This window comes from Staphylococcus sp. EG-SA-18 (assembly GCF_017151825.1).
In the GTDB taxonomy this organism is placed as follows: domain Bacteria; phylum Bacillota; class Bacilli; order Staphylococcales; family Staphylococcaceae; genus Staphylococcus; species Staphylococcus aureus.
The window spans coordinates 1-18,641 of record NZ_JACYVY010000031.1; the positions used below are offsets into that span (position 1 = coordinate 1).

Consider the following 18,641-nt stretch of genomic DNA (forward strand, 5'->3'; position numbering starts at 1 on the left):
CATATATACACACTACCATTTATATAAAATCTATTATTAGATTATACGTTGAAACAAAGAATTTTTAGTTATACAAAGTTATTTAACAAACAAATGCATCGATTTTACAATGCATCTTGCATATAATGCCTCAAAAAAATTAGCACTATATGACTATATATTATTCCAAATGAATGAAATTTATCAATAATTGCGTAAGTGAACACATATGTGCGTAAATGTTAAATCATTGTCCTAACATAGCCGTGACTATACTTAGATGTAATCATAAAAAAACTACTGCCATCTTTACAACAGCAGTAGTGCTTATATGATTCATTTATATAAAATTGAAAGCGTTAATCGCTAGCCCAGCATCCTTATTCTATTTAGCTGTATAACTTTTACTAGCAATACGACCACTTGCAACAATAATATCTTTATCTTGGAAAGGTTCATGATTGAAGAAACGCTCTAAAATATCTTTAACTCCATCTTCAATACGTTTTTGTGCTTCTAAAGTCATACCTGAATAGTGAACCGTCATAGCATTTCTAGGCATTGTTCTCCATGGATGATCAGCAGGTGCAGGTTGTGGATACCAAACATCACCAGCATATCCTTGTAAATGCTCGGATGCTAACGCTTCAACTAACGCATCGCGATTTACAATTTTACCACGTGCAGTATTCACTAAATAACTGTGTTTTTTCATACGACTTAAAACATCTTTATCAAATAAGTTATCAGTTTCTGGTGTTAATGGTGCATGAATTGTAATCGCATCACTTGTTGAAACAAGTTCATCAAAGCTTACAAATTTAGACAATTTATGGTCTTGTTGATTGATTGGATCATAGTGTTGTAATGTTACATTAAATGGCGCTAATCTTTCAGCAACAAGTTGTCCAATTCGACCAAATCCAAAAATACCAATTGTTTTGTGTTGTAATTCATGCGCATGATTACCTACTTGAGACAAGTTCCATTCACCTTCTACTGATTGACGATGACCTTCTTCATAGTTTCTAAGAAGTATTAATAAATCCATAACCGCATGTTCTGCCACACTAACTGTATTACTTCCTGTAACTTCAACGACACCAATATTGTGTTCACTTGCTGCCGCTAAATCTACATGGTCAGATCCTACACCTGCTGTAATTGCTAATTTCAAGTTCGGTGCTTTTTCAATACGTTCACGAGTCATATATGCAGGATAAAATGGCGCACTAATAATCACATCCATATCTGGTAAATGTTTATCTAAGTCTTCACCATTATCTGCTAATATAATGAACTCATGTCCTCTTTCCTCTAAAAATGTTTTTAATCCTAATGCTTTTTTAGTATTAAGTAATTGATTTTCTTGACCTTCTACTGCTTCTGGAAATAATGCTACGATTTTCATATCCATCTCTCCTAAATGATAAATTTTGACTTCCTTAAAGTACGTGTTGCATGTTGCTTGTTTTAAAAATATGACAAAAAAAACGGCACCGTTTGACATACCACCCCCTTGAATTATTGTTAAATTCAAAGCGAAGTTAGCAAACAGCACCGTGTACCTTACACCAGCAACACTTATTCTATTGACTTATCGAAAACAAATATTGAAATGACTTCATCATCATTCAAATCAATATCTGTAAATAATTTTACAAACTTAGCGCCTACAAGACTTTCCATCTCATTTACATCTATTTCTTTATACATCTGTTTAATCTTCTCTGTGCGTGTATAATGGAGCATCGATTCATTGCGTTTGTCGTTTAGGTAAAAACTCTCAACTTTACTCAAAACACCTGTCATATGTGCAATCGCCCAATTATCTTTAAACGACACTCGAATACTATTGGGTCCTTTACCCACGTATTCTTTACGATAAGATCTTACTAGATTCGAGAATTGTTGTTCTTTAGTATGCGTATCTATAGTATTCACCTTCTTTAAAATAAGAAGTTCATTAATTGTTCACATTTTCATTATACACCTTATTAACACTTTTTCAATGATAACGATTATTATTATTACGAAATGTATATTTTCCTAGTTAAAAGGATATAACAAATTAACAGAAAATGTTTATAAACTAAGATTTATATTATTTTAAAAAATGTTTCAACAAACGCATCTAAACAAAAAATCAGCTTATCACACTTACCCCTTCAACTCTGCTTCAAGTTTACCTAAATGTCTTAATGTTGGTGTCAATGCTGCAAAGAAGAATCCTTCTTTTAACTTGCGAACTTGTGGCGAATATGGTGTGTACGCTCTTGAACCACCATTGACAACAGAAGCTTGATTTACATCTAGCAATAAATAGCCGATGTCCTTCTTCAATGATATTAATTCATTTAAATGTGAAGTTAAGTTACCGTCATCTAATATTGCATAATATTCTTCTCTAAGTTGACGATAACGTTTTTTAAAAGCTTCAACATCATACTCTAAATATTGATTTATTCCGTTTTGCGCATTTGAAAATGCATCAATTAACTCTAAAGAACTTTTAATTGAGCCTAATCCTATTGGAATTTGATAAGCAATAAATTGTGGGCGAATAGTTGCCGCAAACTGCTTCGCATCATGCGTGATAATTTGTGATTGTGGCACTACGACTTGATTCAAAGTAATTTGATACGTAGCCGAGCCATTTACCCCTAAAAAATTTGTTTTTTCAACGAGAGTGATACCATCTTGATTGGCACGTAGAATGAACATGACAAATTCATCTGATGATTCATGTTTCGAAATCGCACCAAAATAATGGTCTTCTTGAATATTACTTACAGCTGGCATACGTCCACTGACAACCAATTGTCCATCAACATAAGTGTGTTCAAGGTTCAACTTTTCTAAATCATTAAATGACTTCATCGGATTAGACAATCCGGTAGCACCTAATATTTCTCCAGATAACAATTGCTGTTGTAAGTCATTATTTAAATGTGGCTGCGTGGCATTTTCTAAATACGTTGAAAAAGCTAATTGGCACCATAAACAAAATCCTGTTGTCAAACAAGACTGCGATACAGCTTCGATTACTTCAGCATTTTTTCTCAATGCCGCCTCACCGAAATAACCATCTACAAATAATTGTTGAATAAATGTTCTCGGATAATACGTCCCTTCATCAACTTCTACTAAATGAGGATCTAATTGTTCTTTGATAAGCGTTTCTAAAGTCATCATCATCTCTCCTTATTCACCAAATCTTCTAAGTATAAACTGCTCAATATAACTAATGAATCGATCAATAATAAAACCAAATAATCCGATAAAGAATATTGCTGCTAAAACATCTTCTAAGTTCAACATATTTCGTGCATCAACGATTAAAAAACCTAATCCCGATTGTGCACCAATCATTTCACCAGAAACTAAAAATATCCAACTTGTTCCTACCGCCATATGTATCCCAGCCATGATTTGTTTAAATGCCCCGGGAAATAATATATTGCGATACAATGACCACCCAGTTAAATTTAAATTTGCCGCTATTTTTAAATATTGAGGTTCAATGTCTCTAACGCCTTTAATAGTATTGAACACAATTGGGAAAAAAGCGGCGATAAAAATAATCGCAATCGCTGGCAAACTACCAATACCAAACCATAGAACAACAAATGGTGCCCATGCTATCGGAGATATCGGTCTAATCAATTGAAATAGCGGTTCGATAGCGTTGTATAGCCAACGATTCCTTCCAAGCAAGAAGCCCAATGGAATAGCAACCAACAATGCGACAACAAAGCCCGCTACAAATCTCCATAAACTAATTGCTAAATGTTGGAAAATTTCTCCAGTAACAATGAAAGTCCATATACTTTTTCCTACAAGAGCAGGACCAGGTAACAATACAGGTTGGTAATGCCCAATAATAATGACCATTTCCCAAATGCCTAAGAAAATAATAAATGTGATAATAGGTAATATAAATTTGTTATTTGTGGGACGTGTCATGAACGCGATGCCTCCTTATACAATGACGGTTCAACAAAGTCATCATATGCAGGTGGATTAAACAAATGATGTTGTTTTACCAATGTCGTAATTTCTTGATAGCCGGATGGCTTAATTGTTAAATCACCATAGGATGTCCATGCCGCTGACTGTGTTAAAACGTCACGACTTTGTTTAAAATGATGCGTCATAATGTCTACACTTTGCTTGCGATCATTCATTTTAAAGCCAGACTTTTTATAATCTTGTACAAATGCTTGCGCTACATCCTTGTGTTGATCAAGCAATTCCCCTCTCAGTACTAGCACACAGCAATACGCATCAGGTATAACGTCATCACCATGTTTCAAAGTCTTACCTTTGCCTAACTTTTCACCCAGTGCACCGAATGGTTCGGCTACAGAATACCCTGTAATTCTGTGTTCACTCAATGCGGCTGGCATTTCTGCTGGCGACATTTCATGATAGCTAAAATGCCCCGGTTTAATCTTTAATTGTTTACGTAATTCCTCAAGTAAAAGATAATGTGTTGAATAACGATGTGGTATACCAAAATGGTAATCATCGCCATTATTATTAAATTCATTTAAGTGCATACCTTTTTGTCCCATAATGACATTGCCTTCATGATGGCCCAATGCCACAGCCTTTATATTTGAGCCCTTCTGTTTTGATTTCATCGCTAGCTCTATTAAAGTTGATGCACCATCAATACGACCACTGTTTAATGCGTCCATTAAATCTGGCCAATTATTGAATTTAACTAATTCTAGTTTATATTTCGGATGATTGTATTGTGATAATAATTTTTTAGTCATCATCAAATTAGCTGAATGTGTAATCGGCAAATATCCAATTTTAATCACTTGCTGATTTTGGGCATTTTTAGACGGTTCTTTAGACGTCCTTTGCCAATCACATCCTGTAATTATAAAGATTCCAATGATGACGATTATGCTTAACCTTTTCATCGTCACTCACTCCTTATAAATAATATTCAGGTTCAACTTGATGATGATTCAATGCAAATGTTTCCATAATTTCATTACGAACCTTAAGTAGGTGGCTATCATTACGACTGCGTGGATGTGATGCTGTAATTTCATATTGAGAAATAATATTGCACCCTTCACCTAACAGAACAATGCGGTCGGAAAGATAAATAGCTTCATCAATGTCATGCGTCACTAAAATAATAGTTGATTGCGTTTTATGTTTTAGTTGCACTAGTTGATCCTGAAGTTTATAACGTGTAAATGCATCTAATGCACCTAATGGCTCATCCATCAATATAACGTTAGGCTTATGCACATGCGCTCGACATAGTGCCACACGTTGTTTCATACCCCCGGACAGTTGCTCGGGAAAATGCTTTCCCCTGCCTTCTAAATCAACTAATTTAAGCTGTGCGTTAATCTCTTCATCACTAATTTTCTGTCGAAATCCAATCCTAATGTTGTCATTAATCGTTTTCCATGGCAGCAAATTATGATGTTGAAATAGCATTAAACAATCTGGAGACGGCTGTTGTTTAATTTCGTTATCAATAATGACACGTCCAGATGATGGATGAATAAATCCACCGATGATATTGAGTAAAGTAGACTTTCCGCAACCACTTTTTCCTATGAAAGTGACTATTTCTCCTTTGCTAATGTCCAAATTAAAGTTATGAATTACTTTATGTGATCCAAAGTGATGTTGTAATTGTTGTATTTTAATCATGACAAGCCCCCTTTTAATCCCTACTATTTTAATAGGAATTAAGTGTATATCTAAAGGGCTATGCCAAACACAGCCCTTATATCGTGAATTGTTATATCTATAGATGATTATGGTTTGGTATGAGTGCTCTTATAACATAAGCGTTATTCAATTAACGACGTTATATTAATTTCAGCTCTACTAAATTTCAATAAAATGATTGTTTTAGACAATACTTGCATTTAGTTCATTAGTTTCGTCATATTAACTACTTACATTTATAGCATTGAGCTATTCTAATTAACTGCAATAGAAATCCACGTCAAACCTATATACATATATCTCATCAACTTGTTGTCTTATTAAAGTTTTTCGATGCCATCAATCGGTGTATCAACTGCTTTGCGCGCGCGACGTACCGCTTCTTCATCAGGTGCGTTGTATAAACAAATACATTTAGACATATCTTCACATACATATGTGCGTTTAAATTCAACTTCTGGCACTTCTTCATAATGAACAGAATTTTTCTTTTTACGTGCTAAATATTGATCCATCGTAATGCCTTCCGGAATGTTCCAAGTTACAAGGTAATCAACATGTGCATCACCATTTTTAACTTCATCTAAATCTTTACCAACTAAGCGTACTTCTTTGACTAATTGAATACTAATATCTGCTTCTGTTAAAAATTGTTTAGCTTCTGCTTCGTCATTTGCTTCCACAATAAAATAACCATGAGTTAAATTTTCAGTAGCTTGTACTTCAATTAATGTTGGAATTGTCTTCGTAGATAGTGATGCTGCCTTTGCTTCTAGTTCTTCTTTCGTTGATGCAAAATCAAGATTGTTAGCTTCTAATAAAAATAATGTCATTAATAAGACCTCCTATAACAATGGTTGAAAAAATATTACTATAATTCTTATCGGATTACAAGGATATTGAGCGATTTTTTTAATATTTAGATAAAATCCTGTAAAATATATTTTCAAAGAGTATAAAAATCATGTTAGGGTATAAGTAAATAAACATATATATAGGGGGCTATCATTATGGATAAAGAATCTGTCGTAGCAAGTTTAGCTAGAAACAAAAAGATTGCTGTAGAAACAATGGCCGGTCAAAGATACATCATAGAACGCATTTTACATACAAATGATGAAAAACATATTCATATTTTGAAACCTAAAGATGTCGTGTTAGATGTAGATAGCATCAAAGAAATTGACGAAAATCATTTAAATGATGCAACATAATCCAAAACAAACGTGGGAGTGGGACAGAAATGATATTTTCGCAAAATTTATTTCGTTGTCCCACCCCAACTTGCATTGTCTGTAGAAATTGGGAATCCAATTTCTCTTTGTTGGGGCCCACACCCCAACTTGCATTGCCTGTAGAATTTCTTTTCGAAATTCTCTGTGTTGGGGCCCACACCCCAACTTGCATTGCCTGTAGAATTTCTTTTCGAAATTCTCTGTGTTGGGGCCCCTGACTAGAATTGAAAAAAGCTTGTTACAAGCGCATTTTCGTTCAGTCAACTACTGCCAATATAACTTCGTAGAGCATAGAACATTGATTTATGTCCCAGCCTGTACAATGTTTTATTTATGTTAATTTGTCGAAGTATGGCTCATCTAATGGATTCAATTGCAAGTTTTCAATTTGCAACGTTGAATGTGCAATGCCATATTTTTCTTTCAACAATGATGATACTTGATCAATCGCTTGATAATCATCACCCTCATATTTTTTATCTAACACAACATGGGCACTTAATGAATAATGCTCTGTTGTAATACTCCACAAATGAAATTCATGTACATCTAATATGCCATCTATGTTTTTAATATCTGCCATAATTTGATCAGTATCCAAATGTTGAGGCACACTTTCCATTAAAATTAACCACGCATTACGCGTAATTTTATAACCACCACGTAAAATGATGAGTGAAATTACAATACTAATGATTGGGTCGATGATGCGCCATCCTGTAAAGTAAATCAATACAACCGCAACGATGACACCAATAGAGTTCAATAAGTCTCCCATGAAATGCCATAATGCACTTTGAATATTGATATTGTCTTCTTGTTTTAAAGACCTTACAAGGATAATTGTCAAAATAATATTAACGAGTAAACCAATACTAGCAATCATAAACATAATGCCACTTTCAATTGGTTGCGGATAAATAATACGTACAATAGCTTCATATAAAATCCAGATTGAAATTACAATTAATGCTAAACCATTTAAAAATGCAGCTAATATCTCAAATCTTAAATATCCAAATGTGTATCGTGCAGTCGGCTTTTTACTTGCAAAATAAATGGCCAACATAGATAAACCAAGTGCTAATACATCACTAAGCATATGAAATGAATCTGACAGTAATGCCAATGAATTAGATACTAAACCTCCGACAAATTCAATCACTGTAAATAACAATGTGATGATAAGTGATGCCCACAGCGTCTTTTTAGAACTTTGTTGAATTTTTTGATGATTGACATGATGAAAATATTTGTATCTGTTTATCGTATTCGCCTTTTTCCCATTCATACGTTTGCCACTCCTAAATAAATGCGTCGTATTTAATATTGTCGCTTTTAAAAATAATTCTTTATAGCTTCTCAGGTTAATATTAATGCTTCCGTAATTAACCATGATTTATACATCATCGTCATTTACATGACAACTCATTAATCTTTACCCTTTATAGCTTTATGTAATATCACCTTGGAAAACTTTTACAGCACACTCGCTCTTTGCTTTATTCCTATCATATAGAAAATTTTAATAATGTACGAGATTATTGTGTTAGTTACATAAAAATGACAAAAAAGTATCTCAAATTTATTGTTTAGTTTCATTAAGTTCAAAAAATCGCAATAACTTTAATGATTGTTCCGCATATTAAAACAAACGATGACTTTGCATATTGAACTTCATATTTCTAAATCACCATAATTAATAAACAACTCTGTCCTTATAATAGCCGCATCGCAAATTAGCATAATTAAAAACAGCAGTAAGATGATTTGCAATTAAAAACCATCCTACTGCTATTATTTTAGTCATTATATCCTAATATCATGATACGTGTTCCTATATATTTTGTTTTGCTTAAAATCTAAACAACGCCGTTAAATGTTAAGACTTACCGCTAGACTGACCTACAAACACGCTTCAGAAACGATATTTATTCTAGTACAAACCTTTTAAAGCATTGCTTGTATCAATATAAATATTTTTAACTTGTTGATAGTTACTTAACGCACCTTTATAAGTTTCTCGACCGATACCTGATTTTTTATAACCACCAAATGGTGCGCCTTCTGGTACTTGGTTGTAAGTGTTAATCCAAATACGTCCTGTACGTACAGCTTTAGCAATATTTAATGCACGTGTGATATTTTGAGAAAATACACCGCCTGCTAAACCATACTCAGAATCATTAGCTATATCAATTGCTTCTTGATCGTCCTTCACTTTAATCACTGTTAACACTGGTCCAAATATTTCTTCTTGTGCTAATTTGTGATGATTGTCTGGCACAGCAATTAATGTCGGCTCAAAGAAGAACCCTTTATCTAATCCATTTTCAGTTAAGCGATGACCACCTGCTAAAATTTGTGCATCTGATTCTTTTGCTGCATCAATATATGATTGAATTTTATCTAATTGATCCTTACCAGTTTGACTACCCATTTGTGTAGCTTCATCTTGTGGATCTCCAACTTTAATATTTGAAAATGCCTCTTGTAAACGTGGCACCAATTGATCATAAATTTTTTCATGAACTAATAATCGAGAACCTGCACTACATACTTCACCTTGGTTGAATAAAATACCTAACTGAATACCTTCAACTGCAAGGTCTAAATTAGCATCATCTAATATGATATTGGCGCTTTTACCACCAAGCTCTAATGTAGCGGGTACTAGATGTTTTGCTGCAGCTTCGGCAACTTGATAACCTACATCAGTTGAGCCCGTAAATGATAATTTATCTACACCATCATGATTGAAAATTGCATTACCTGATTCTGAACCTTTACCCGTTAGTATATTGACAACACCTTTAGGTAATACCTCTTGGAAAATTTTAGCAACTTCCAATAAACTTAATGGTGTTGAAGACGAAGGTTGAATCACAATTGTATTACCTGCAGCAATGGCTGGCGCAATCTTCCATGCAGCTAATAGCATTGGGAAGTTCCAAGCAACAACAGCACCTACGACGCCAATCGGCTCATGTCGTACGATACTCATTGTGTCTTTATCGATATCATTTACTGTACCTTCTTCTGTTTCAATAACACTTGCGAAATAATGGAAATGTCTTGCAGCAAATGGAATATCAATTGCTGTTGTCTCACGAATCGGTTTACCATTATTTAATGTTTCAATCATTGCAATTTTATCTTTTTGTGCCATTAATTTATCACCAATATCACGCAACATTTGTGCACGTTCTGATTTAGAAGTTAATGACCATGATTCAAATGCCTCTTGCGCCACTTTGACTGCATGATCGACATCTTTATCTTTTGCTCTTGTAATATGTGATAGTGTTTCTCCAGTTGCTGGATTAGTCACTTCGATTGTTTCGTCACTGCTACCTTTAACAAATTCCCCATTGATAAATAAACCATAATTCTCTGCTATATAATCTCGAACGTTTACTGCCATATTATCTCTCCTTTGTTTATTGGCTATAATATAAATCTCTTAGCATCATATTTAATAATGCTTTTAAACGATATGATTCACATTATATAGTAAGCGTTTACATTTTATAAAATAATCAGCTCACAGAAGTCTCATTTTTAAAACTTTTGCGTCGTTTTTGCACATAAAAATAATCTTATTTTCGAAAACATATTGCACTTTTCAAAAATAAAACACATAATATAACTATAATACTTGAGAATAATTCTCATTAAATAGTTTGGTTGTTATGAAAGTCGCGCTTAAAATGCGTTAATGTGACAAGGATAATTCAACATCGTTTCATTTTACTGAGTCATTGCACTTATCATACACATTATATTTAGCATGAGTTATATTACTAAAACAATATTACATGCGCATTAGTACTAGAATGGAGTTTTTTCAATGCGACTTATTTTAATCGTCATTGGCTTAATATTTACAGCGCTTGGTATTGCAGGTGCCGTATTACCTTTACTGCCAACGACCCCTTTTTTACTCGTAGCAGTTTTTTGTTTTGCTCGAAGTTCAGATCGCTTTTACAATTGGCTTATTAATCAAAAAATTTATAAAGAATATGTAGAAAACTTTTATTTACATCGAGGCTACACGCTACAACAGAAAATTAAAATTTTAATTAGCTTATACATTGTAATAGGTTTTTCAATTTATATGGTGGATGTTCTTGCAGTACGTATAGGATTAATCATAATGGTTATCATACAAACCGCTGTACTCTTTACATTTGTAAAAACATTACCCAAATCAAATCATAAAATAGAGGAGTGATTGCCCATGTTTATGGCAGAAAATAGATTACAATTACAAAAAGGCAGTGCGGAAGAAACGATTGAACGTTTTTACAATAGACAAGGCATTGAAACTATTGAAGGCTTCCAACAAATGTTTGTCACTAAAACATTAAATACTGAGGATACAGACGAAGTTAAAATCTTAACTATTTGGGAATCTGAAGATAGCTTTAATAATTGGTTGAATTCCGATGTATTTAAAGAAGCTCATAAAAATGTACGTTTAAAAAGTGATGACGATGGACAGCAAAGTCCAATATTATCAAATAAAGTATTCAAATATGATATTGGCTACCACTATCAAAAATAAATATATTAAAAACCCCTAGTCACCGCTGGTTGTCTAAACCAACTTCATGATTAGGGGTTTTTTATTATTTGTGACGTAAAGGTACGAATTCATCCGGCTTGTCTGTGCGCAATCCAAAATAATATTCTATTGCTTCACAAATACGTCGTGATGCTTGTCCATCACCATATGGATTATTCGCTTGACTCATACGTTGATATGCTTCATCATCCTCAATCAATTGTTTCACATTTCGAACAATATTGTCATAATCTGTGCCAATTACTCTCGATGTTCCCGCCTCAACGCCTTCGGGACGCTCTGTATGATTCCTTAATACCAACACAGGTTTTCCAAATGTAGGAGCCTCCTCTTGAATACCACCAGAATCTGTCAGCACGAGGTACGATTGATTTGTAAAATTATGGAACTCAATCGCATCTAATGGCTCAATTAATTCAATCCGATTTCTCCCAGATAAATATTTTTCGGCAATCGCTCTTACCTTTGGATTACGATGCATTGGATAAATGAAGACAACATCTTTATATTCATCTGCCAAATCTCTTACTGCTTTAAAAATCTGATGCATCGGTTCCCCAATATTTTCACGACGATGCGCTGTTAGTAAAATAACTTTCTTGCCTTTATGTTTATTAATAATCGTTGAAACAAAATCATTTTGAACTGTTGTTGACAATGCGTCAATAACTGTATTTCCAGTAATAAAGATACGCTCTTTGTCTTTGTTTTCAAAAAGTAAATTTTTAGCTGCAATTACTGTTGGCGCAAAATTCAATTCAGCAATATTACTTACCATGACTCGATTTAACTCTTCAGGAAATGGTGAGTATTTCTGATGTGTTCGAAGTCCAGCTTCTACATGTCCGACCGGAATTTGATGATAAAATGCTGCCAAACTTCCTACAAAAGTCGTTGTAGTATCACCATGTACTAAAATCATATCCGGCTGTTCCTCATTAATGATGCTATCAAGTTTAGCAAGCGCATTAGCCGTAAGGTCCGCTAACGTTTGTTGATCTTGCATAATATTTAAATCATGATCAGCTTGAATATCAAATATACTTAACACACTATCTAACATATCTCTATGTTGTGCTGTAATCACAATGTTCGCTTCAAAGTTCCCATTATGATCAATTTCTTTTACTAATGGTGCCATTTTTATTGCTTCGGGTCTCGTACCGAAAATAACCATAATTTTTTTCATAACATTATCCTCTCTGAAGTTCAAACACATGACAGCTTATCTTTCCTTAATCATGTATGCCCTAGTTTGACACATTTTATTTGTCGATAAAATTAAATATATTGCCATAATTATAATACGATACATCTTCAAATGATGATTTCACAACATTTTTTGTATCAAAAATCACTTTATGCTTCATTTTATCAAAATGACTGTCCGATAAATTTTTAAATTCTGAGTGGTCACTTAAAATCAATACTAGCGATGCGTCTTTGACAGCATGTGACATATCATGTTCCACAAAATCTAATTCAACATGTGGATCATAAGCACATACTTCTATGTCTGGTTCTTGATTTAATAGCTCATAAATATCAAATGCTGGCGATTCTCTTATATCATCAACATCACCTTTATAAGTTAAACCAAATACTGTGACTTTATTCCCGCTCAATGCTTTGATGATTTGCTTCGTTGTATCAACAACATAGGCCGGCATTGAATTATTAATTTCACGTCCAGTTTGAATTAACTTTGCATTTTCAGGGTCTTTAGCAATAATAAAGTACGGATCAACAGCTAAACAATGACCGCCTACACCTGGACCAGGTTGATGGATATTAACACGCGGATGTTTGTTTGCCATTTCAATCACATCTAATACATTAATATTTAAGTTGTTGCAAATTTTTGTTAATTCATTAGCTAAAGCAATGTTCACGTCTCTATATGTGTTTTCCATTAGCTTACTCATTTCAGCAGTACGTGCATCTGTTTCAATCATTTCTCCCTGAACAAATGTGCGATAGACACGTTTACCCGCTTCAATACAAGCTTTAGTCACACCGCCAATGATGCGATTGTTATGAACTAATTCTTCTAAAATTTTTCCTGGCAGTACACGTTCTGGACAATGCACTAAATAAATATCTTCACCTATTGTAAACCCTAAATTTTCAATGACTGGTTTTACAAAATCATCCATCGTTTTAGGCGCAATTGTCGACTCTACAATAATAGTATTCCCTTTTTTTAAAAATGGTAAAATACTATCTAATGCACGCATAACTAGCGAAATGTCACATGACCGGTACTGATCATCATTATTCGGCGTCGGAACGGCAATGATAAAAACATCAGATGCTTCTGGCGTTGTAGATACCTTCAATTTTCCCGATGACAGTACCTCTTCATAAATCTCTTGTAATCCAGGTTCTTCAATACTAATTTGACCACTTTGTAACTTATCAATCGTTTGCTGATTAATATCAACACCAAGCACATCGACGCCATGCTTTGCAAACATAATTGATGTTGGTAAACCAATATAACCTAAGCCAACTACTGTTAACTTCATACTATAACCTCCAAATAAAACGATTTGTATGTTGATTTTATTTAATAGATGACTTATGCCTTATCTTTGGTTGTCGTTTCATCCATGATGTCCGCAATAACAAGTGACATTTTTCCAGGAATAACTTCAAGTGCATTATTATTTTCATATAACGTATTGCTGTATATTAAATTGCCGAATAATTTTCTAAAGACCGACAACTTATTAAAATACTTATTTAACACTGAAGGCATGTTGATCAATACCGTTTTACGATGTGATTGGCGACGTATTTCATACATTACTGACGATGTATCAAAGTAAAAGCTATCTTGAGGATGATACACGCCTGTCACTTCTAATGATATTAATTGATCAATAAATGCTGTCAGATGTTTAATATATAATGCACTGCGCTGATTGTTAATATTGGGAATGATTGGCAGTCGCTTTGACAATTGCATTAACCGTTGGAAATTTCCTGGGCAATGTGCACCATAAATCATTGGTGGTCTCACAATTGCTACTTTAAACGAATCACTAATCAACTCTTGTAATGCTTGTTCAGCGAACTTTTTGGAAATACCATAGTTGGTCGTAGGGTTCATTGGTGTTTGTGTATCAATTTGATCTGATTTACCAACCTGACCTTCTTTTCCATAAACTGCCATAGTACTCATAAAAATAAATTGTTTAACGTCTTCAGATTTAGCCTTTTGTGCCAATTGTTTCGTCAGCAACATATTCACTTGCATATAATCAGATAGCCTTGCTTGAGGTGAATTGTTGTGAACCAAAGCTGCTGTATGAATTAAAACATCATAATCTTTGAACGAGGTCGACTTCCATAATTGATTCCTAACATTAATTTGATCTACTTGATGTCCTTGTTCAATAAGCTTATCTTTTAAAGCATTACCGATATATCCATGTACGCCTGTAATTAAAATATTTTTTCTCATTAGTGATGCACACCTTCTGAAGTAACGATATTTTTAATTGTTTTATATATGATATACATATCAAGCATCATAGATTGATGTGTTAAGTAATAATGATCATACGCTACTTTTTGATCATCAGTGATATCATCTCTCCCCATCACTTGAGCTAGTCCTGTCACACCTGGTCTAATCGTATGCACGTTCACTTTTGTACGTTTTTCGATTAATTCGTATTGATTATAAAGCGCTGGTCTAGGACCTACAATTGACATTTCTCCTTTTAAAACATTCAATAATTGTGGCAATTCATCAATAGAGGTCTTACGAATGACCTTCCCTGTCTTTGTTATATACGATGTTGAATCCATTAAATCAGTTGCAACATTAGGTGTGTCTATTTTCATTGATCTAAACTTATAAATATTAAACAATTCATTATTAATCGTCGGTCTTTTTTGTTTGAAAATGGCTGGTCCAGGTGATTCCATTTTAATTAGTAATGCTGTAATTAACAGAATCGGACTTAAAACTACTAAACCATATATTGAACTCACTACATCGAATAATCGCTTCATAATTATCTCCTCACTTCAACAGATTGTAATACTTCATAGTATTAATTTCTCTCGTATATTTATCTTTAAACAGTTGATGTGCGCGCTCACCCATCTCGTGCAATTCCTTACTCGAGTGAGTGTTGATGAAGTTATAAATGGCATGTGCATCGCCATTATCAATTTGGATACCCGCATCATATTGTTCAACATGTTGAACGATATCAGATTGCTTATCCATGATGAGTACCAACGCTTTCTTAGCTGCAAGATAGCCATAATTCTTGCTCGGCACGCCTAAACCGACGCCTTCTTTAATCAGCGATGCAATACATACATCCGCAATTTTTAATACGTCAGCATAGTCTGTACCTGTTAAAAACTCAAACATTTTAACATTTTCAATACGATGGTCTTCTATTGCCGTTTTGACATCTGCAAATTTCTTACCATGACCACAAAGTATTGTTAACGTTTGAGGCTGATCCTTATTTAATTTTAAAAATGAGATAAGTGTCTCCATATCCTGTAACTGCCCCATATTACCGCTATACAATAAAATTTTGTCGTATTGCTCACGGTAAGCTTTAAATGTGTCATTATAGATACGATTGTCTTGTAATTGACGCATGTCATACCAGTTAGGAATCACATGGATATTGTCAGCATTTTTAGAAATTTGATGATTTAGTAAGTAGTTTTTCATTTCCGTACCAAGGACAATGACATTTTCAGCATTCTTGTAGACATGTCTATTAATGTAACGCATCAGTTTATCAATCATGCTACCTGGACGAGTTGCACCTGTCTTAATCGCATTATCAGGTGCTATATCATACACCACAAAAGAATATTTTTTCTTAAGCAGTCTGTGTAAAACGTCTGGTATTAATGGCAAGATTGGTGGATTAGAGTAAACAAGAATCTGATCATATTTCAACATTTTAGGTATATTAATCACGAATTTTGAAAATAAACTAAAGAAATTGATGATCCTTCCAACCTTACTTTTGTTATTAAACCTCGAATACTTGAGACGTCGAATGCAAATACCACGATGCATCTCGGTTTTAGAAACCTGTTTATGATTACTATATTCATATGGCCATCCACACATGACATCGACATTAATGTGATTCGCAATTAAATCTTCCGCCAATTGAGTTGGTAACGTCGCAGAAGATACATATTCCGGATAAAAATACTGACATAAAATCAAAATCTTTTTTTCACTCATCTAATCGACGTCCTTTTTATTAATGAATTTAGACTAAGAATTTTTGAACTGTTTATTTTTAGCAAAATAATAGAGTGCTATGAAAAATATCATGTACGATACGATTAAAACAATTGTATTAATAGATACAAAGTTTAAAAAAGTTAAATTAAGCATTTTTGATATAACAAATGTTGCAGTAGTACCTATTAAAAATAACGCTTGTAGTATTAATTCTAACTGTTGTTTTTGTAATACAATCACAGAAAGTGATACCGTTGATACAATCAGCCTTATAACAAATAATGGGATAACAATTTTTATAACTGTAATTGCGTCAACCCAGCTATGTCCTAATAATATATTGACTAATTCTTCACTGAACAAATAAAGTGGCACATAAAGAATTATAGAAACTATAACCAGTATGGAACTAAATTTAAGTAATAAATTTCGGAAGTTACCATGTTCAATATAATAGTCATTGGCTTGTTGCATAAATATTTTTGATAACCCTAATGAAATAATTGTCACTGGTATGCCTAGTACTCTTATGGCCATACCATAAATACCCACTTCTGTATTGGTATACAAAATACCTATAAAGAACACAACAACCGAGAAAGACAAACTATTTAATAATATTGATGGTGTTGAATAAACTAACTGATTTTTATTTTCTAAAAATAATGCTTTAGTTTCTTCTTTATCTCTCACAATATTAAAGTGCTTTTTAAACGTTTTATATCCTAGTGTAATGCCTGCGATATAGGATAATGAAAAACCAATAATTAATCCTAAACTTCCTAATGCTAAAAGTCCGAAAATGATTTGAAGTAAAGCCATTGATCCAGCTCTAAACACATTAATCAAACTTAACACTTTATACTTTCTTTCCTTATTTAGATAATTTGTAAAAATGTTTGTTAAACTTACCAAAAACAACATAATAATAATGAAAATAAAATCTAATATAAAGTTTGGGTATAAACATGCACTAATCGCAAATATTGGTATCAGTATTAATAAAATAAGCAATGATATCAAAAAACTGATTTGTGAAAGTATATTAGCACTACGGTCATTTTTGGTATTCACAATCAACAAATCGTATCTTGCATTTATTATTGGTATTAAAATCATTGCGATATTTGAAAAAATTGTAAACTCACCAAATTCTGTAGGTGAATATAGTCTTGTAATAATTGGGGTAGTGATGATTAATATGACTTGAGCGATGCCACTGCTTAAAATCATTAAAAACGAATCGCCAATAAATTTATTTAATCTCATAATTAACCTCAGATTTTCTTGATGATTTTCGCTGGATTGCCACCTATAACAACGTTACCTTCTGGAAAACTTTTTGTTACAACCGACCCAGCCCCTACAATTGTATGTTCCCCCAATTCTACTCCTGGTAATATAACTGAGTTCATTCCAATCCAACTATAATTCCCTATTTTGACATCTTCACCTGGTGCATGTGACTTCAAATTTTTAATATTATGATTAGCTGTAATAATACCTACGTTAGGCGCTATATAAACACCTCTACCTATATATATAACTGCTGAAAAATTATTAAAATACGTCCCGGGCGATTGAAAAATATGAATATCATTTTTATCAAAAACAATGTTATTAGGGTTATGCATTCTAACAGTTATATCTGCAGGAAATGGCAAACTTGTATTTATTCCTAACAACTTGAACGGAACAGCTTTCCACGCCCATAACCATCCAGCCACTTTATTTTCAAAATAATATCCAGTTAAATATTCTTTCTTATAAAATAATAATAGTGGTGTATTCATTAATCTAAATATTTTCGATTTCATAAATGTTTTTACAATCATTCTATCCCTACTTTTTTAGTAAATTTTTTTATTATAATGCCTGGGAT

At 33.2% G+C, this 18,641-nt stretch carries 19 protein-coding genes; 3 read left to right on the forward strand and 16 right to left on the reverse strand.

From position 1 onward, the window contains the following. Positions 1-364: 364 nt before the first annotated feature. From IDG66_RS08280 to IDG66_RS08310, 7 genes are all read right to left on the reverse strand, one after another. Positions 365-1,390: an NAD-dependent formate dehydrogenase gene (locus tag IDG66_RS08280; protein ID WP_000706137.1), complete on the reverse strand. Its 1,026-nt coding sequence runs from the start codon at positions 1,388-1,390 to the stop codon at positions 365-367. A gap of 173 nt (positions 1,391-1,563) precedes the next feature. Then, a complete protein-coding gene (locus IDG66_RS08285) occupies positions 1,564-1,923 on the reverse strand; it encodes a Na-translocating system protein MpsC family protein (RefSeq protein WP_001092004.1) in 360 nt (119 codons plus the stop codon). Positions 1,924-2,139: 216 nt separating this feature from the next. Beyond that, the gene (locus IDG66_RS08290; RefSeq protein WP_000171644.1) at positions 2,140-3,171 is read right to left on the reverse strand and encodes an acyl-CoA/acyl-ACP dehydrogenase; all 1,032 of its coding nucleotides are present in this window, start codon (positions 3,169-3,171) and stop codon (positions 2,140-2,142) included. Positions 3,172-3,183: 12 nt separating this feature from the next. Beyond that, positions 3,184-3,945 (reverse strand): ABC transporter permease, encoded by a 762-nt coding sequence (locus IDG66_RS08295; RefSeq protein WP_000197961.1) that lies wholly within the window; start codon positions 3,943-3,945, stop codon positions 3,184-3,186. Beyond that, the gene (locus IDG66_RS08300; RefSeq protein WP_000826671.1) at positions 3,942-4,916 is read right to left on the reverse strand and encodes an ABC transporter substrate-binding protein; all 975 of its coding nucleotides are present in this window, start codon (positions 4,914-4,916) and stop codon (positions 3,942-3,944) included. The genes IDG66_RS08295 and IDG66_RS08300 overlap by 4 nt, the downstream gene beginning before the upstream one ends. Positions 4,917-4,929: 13 nt before the next feature. Beyond that, complete coding sequence (locus IDG66_RS08305; RefSeq protein ID WP_000590847.1) at positions 4,930-5,670, reverse strand: ABC transporter ATP-binding protein; 741 nt, start codon at positions 5,668-5,670, stop codon at positions 4,930-4,932. Between the two features lie 341 nt (positions 5,671-6,011). Then, on the reverse strand, positions 6,012-6,524 hold the full coding sequence (locus IDG66_RS08310) for a DUF4242 domain-containing protein (RefSeq protein ID WP_000171919.1): 513 nt from the start codon (positions 6,522-6,524) through the stop codon (positions 6,012-6,014). 177 nt (positions 6,525-6,701) lie between these two features. On the opposite strand from IDG66_RS08310, the gene IDG66_RS08315 reads away from it, so the two are divergent. Next, positions 6,702-6,905 (forward strand): hypothetical protein, encoded by a 204-nt coding sequence (locus tag IDG66_RS08315; protein ID WP_000356963.1) that lies wholly within the window; start codon positions 6,702-6,704, stop codon positions 6,903-6,905. Between the two features lie 352 nt (positions 6,906-7,257). On the opposite strand, the gene IDG66_RS08320 is transcribed toward IDG66_RS08315, so the two are convergent. After that, positions 7,258-8,217: a cation diffusion facilitator family transporter gene (locus IDG66_RS08320; protein WP_001013481.1), complete on the reverse strand. Its 960-nt coding sequence runs from the start codon at positions 8,215-8,217 to the stop codon at positions 7,258-7,260. A gap of 645 nt (positions 8,218-8,862) precedes the next feature. Further along, positions 8,863-10,350, reverse strand: a complete 1,488-nt coding sequence (locus IDG66_RS08325; RefSeq protein ID WP_000290397.1) for an aldehyde dehydrogenase family protein — start codon at positions 10,348-10,350, stop codon at positions 8,863-8,865. Positions 10,351-10,776: 426 nt separating this feature from the next. Here IDG66_RS08325 and IDG66_RS08330 point away from each other — a divergent pair, with 426 nt between their 5' ends. Next, positions 10,777-11,160 carry a YbaN family protein gene (locus tag IDG66_RS08330; RefSeq protein ID WP_001237002.1) on the forward strand — a complete coding sequence of 128 codons (384 nt, stop codon included), beginning with the start codon at positions 10,777-10,779 and terminating at the stop codon, positions 11,158-11,160. Between the two features lie 6 nt (positions 11,161-11,166). Beyond that, positions 11,167-11,493: a staphylobilin-forming heme oxygenase IsdI gene (gene isdI / locus IDG66_RS08335; protein WP_000480603.1), complete on the forward strand. Its 327-nt coding sequence runs from the start codon at positions 11,167-11,169 to the stop codon at positions 11,491-11,493. A 64-nt stretch (positions 11,494-11,557) separates the two neighbouring features. Here the strand turns inward: isdI and cap8P are convergent, their stop codons facing one another. The 7 genes from cap8P to cap8J form a co-directional block, all read right to left on the reverse strand. Further along, positions 11,558-12,703, reverse strand: coding sequence for a type 8 capsular polysaccharide synthesis protein Cap8P (gene cap8P, locus IDG66_RS08340; RefSeq protein WP_000723437.1), 1,146 nt, complete (start codon positions 12,701-12,703; stop codon positions 11,558-11,560). A gap of 76 nt (positions 12,704-12,779) precedes the next feature. Beyond that, positions 12,780-14,042 (reverse strand): type 8 capsular polysaccharide synthesis protein Cap8O, encoded by a 1,263-nt coding sequence (gene cap8O, locus IDG66_RS08345; RefSeq protein ID WP_000779494.1) that lies wholly within the window; start codon positions 14,040-14,042, stop codon positions 12,780-12,782. Positions 14,043-14,095: 53 nt separating this feature from the next. Then, positions 14,096-14,983, reverse strand: coding sequence for a capsular polysaccharide type 5/8 biosynthesis epimerase CapN (capN, locus tag IDG66_RS08350; protein WP_001230681.1), 888 nt, complete (start codon positions 14,981-14,983; stop codon positions 14,096-14,098). After that, positions 14,983-15,540, reverse strand: coding sequence for a type 8 capsular polysaccharide synthesis protein Cap8M (gene cap8M, locus IDG66_RS08355; RefSeq protein ID WP_000825101.1), 558 nt, complete (start codon positions 15,538-15,540; stop codon positions 14,983-14,985). The genes capN and cap8M overlap by 1 nt, the downstream gene beginning before the upstream one ends. Positions 15,541-15,550: 10 nt before the next feature. After that, positions 15,551-16,756 carry a type 8 capsular polysaccharide synthesis protein Cap8L gene (cap8L, locus tag IDG66_RS08360; protein ID WP_001291010.1) on the reverse strand — a complete coding sequence of 402 codons (1,206 nt, stop codon included), beginning with the start codon at positions 16,754-16,756 and terminating at the stop codon, positions 15,551-15,553. 33 nt (positions 16,757-16,789) lie between these two features. Then, positions 16,790-18,028, reverse strand: coding sequence for a type 8 capsular polysaccharide synthesis protein Cap8K (gene cap8K / locus IDG66_RS08365; protein WP_001238807.1), 1,239 nt, complete (start codon positions 18,026-18,028; stop codon positions 16,790-16,792). An 8-nt stretch (positions 18,029-18,036) separates the two neighbouring features. After that, positions 18,037-18,594: a type 8 capsular polysaccharide synthesis protein Cap8J gene (cap8J, locus tag IDG66_RS08370; protein ID WP_000636149.1), complete on the reverse strand. Its 558-nt coding sequence runs from the start codon at positions 18,592-18,594 to the stop codon at positions 18,037-18,039. Positions 18,595-18,641 lie beyond the last annotated feature (47 nt).

Coding starts and splice junctions, on each gene's coding strand:
- IDG66_RS08280 (WP_000706137.1), bottom strand. CDS start 1,390: ATGAAAATCGTAGCATTATTTCCAGAAGCAGTAGAAGGTCAAGAAAAT.
- IDG66_RS08290 (WP_000171644.1), bottom strand. CDS start 3,171: ATGACTTTAGAAACGCTTATCAAAGAACAATTAGATCCTCATTTAGTA.
- IDG66_RS08295 (WP_000197961.1), bottom strand. CDS start 3,945: ATGACACGTCCCACAAATAACAAATTTATATTACCTATTATCACATTT.
- IDG66_RS08300 (WP_000826671.1), bottom strand. CDS start 4,916: ATGAAAAGGTTAAGCATAATCGTCATCATTGGAATCTTTATAATTACA.
- IDG66_RS08305 (WP_000590847.1), bottom strand. CDS start 5,670: ATGATTAAAATACAACAATTACAACATCACTTTGGATCACATAAAGTA.
- IDG66_RS08310 (WP_000171919.1), bottom strand. CDS start 6,524: ATGACATTATTTTTATTAGAAGCTAACAATCTTGATTTTGCATCAACG.
- IDG66_RS08315 (WP_000356963.1), top strand. CDS start 6,702: ATGGATAAAGAATCTGTCGTAGCAAGTTTAGCTAGAAACAAAAAGATT.
- IDG66_RS08320 (WP_001013481.1), bottom strand. CDS start 8,217: ATGAATGGGAAAAAGGCGAATACGATAAACAGATACAAATATTTTCAT.
- IDG66_RS08325 (WP_000290397.1), bottom strand. CDS start 10,350: ATGGCAGTAAACGTTCGAGATTATATAGCAGAGAATTATGGTTTATTT.
- IDG66_RS08330 (WP_001237002.1), top strand. CDS start 10,777: ATGCGACTTATTTTAATCGTCATTGGCTTAATATTTACAGCGCTTGGT.
- isdI (WP_000480603.1), top strand. CDS start 11,167: ATGTTTATGGCAGAAAATAGATTACAATTACAAAAAGGCAGTGCGGAA.
- cap8P (WP_000723437.1), bottom strand. CDS start 12,703: ATGAAAAAAATTATGGTTATTTTCGGTACGAGACCCGAAGCAATAAAA.
- cap8O (WP_000779494.1), bottom strand. CDS start 14,042: ATGAAGTTAACAGTAGTTGGCTTAGGTTATATTGGTTTACCAACATCA.
- capN (WP_001230681.1), bottom strand. CDS start 14,983: ATGAGAAAAAATATTTTAATTACAGGCGTACATGGATATATCGGTAAT.
- cap8M (WP_000825101.1), bottom strand. CDS start 15,540: ATGAAGCGATTATTCGATGTAGTGAGTTCAATATATGGTTTAGTAGTT.
- cap8L (WP_001291010.1), bottom strand. CDS start 16,756: ATGAGTGAAAAAAAGATTTTGATTTTATGTCAGTATTTTTATCCGGAA.
- cap8K (WP_001238807.1), bottom strand. CDS start 18,028: ATGAGATTAAATAAATTTATTGGCGATTCGTTTTTAATGATTTTAAGC.
- cap8J (WP_000636149.1), bottom strand. CDS start 18,594: ATGATTGTAAAAACATTTATGAAATCGAAAATATTTAGATTAATGAAT.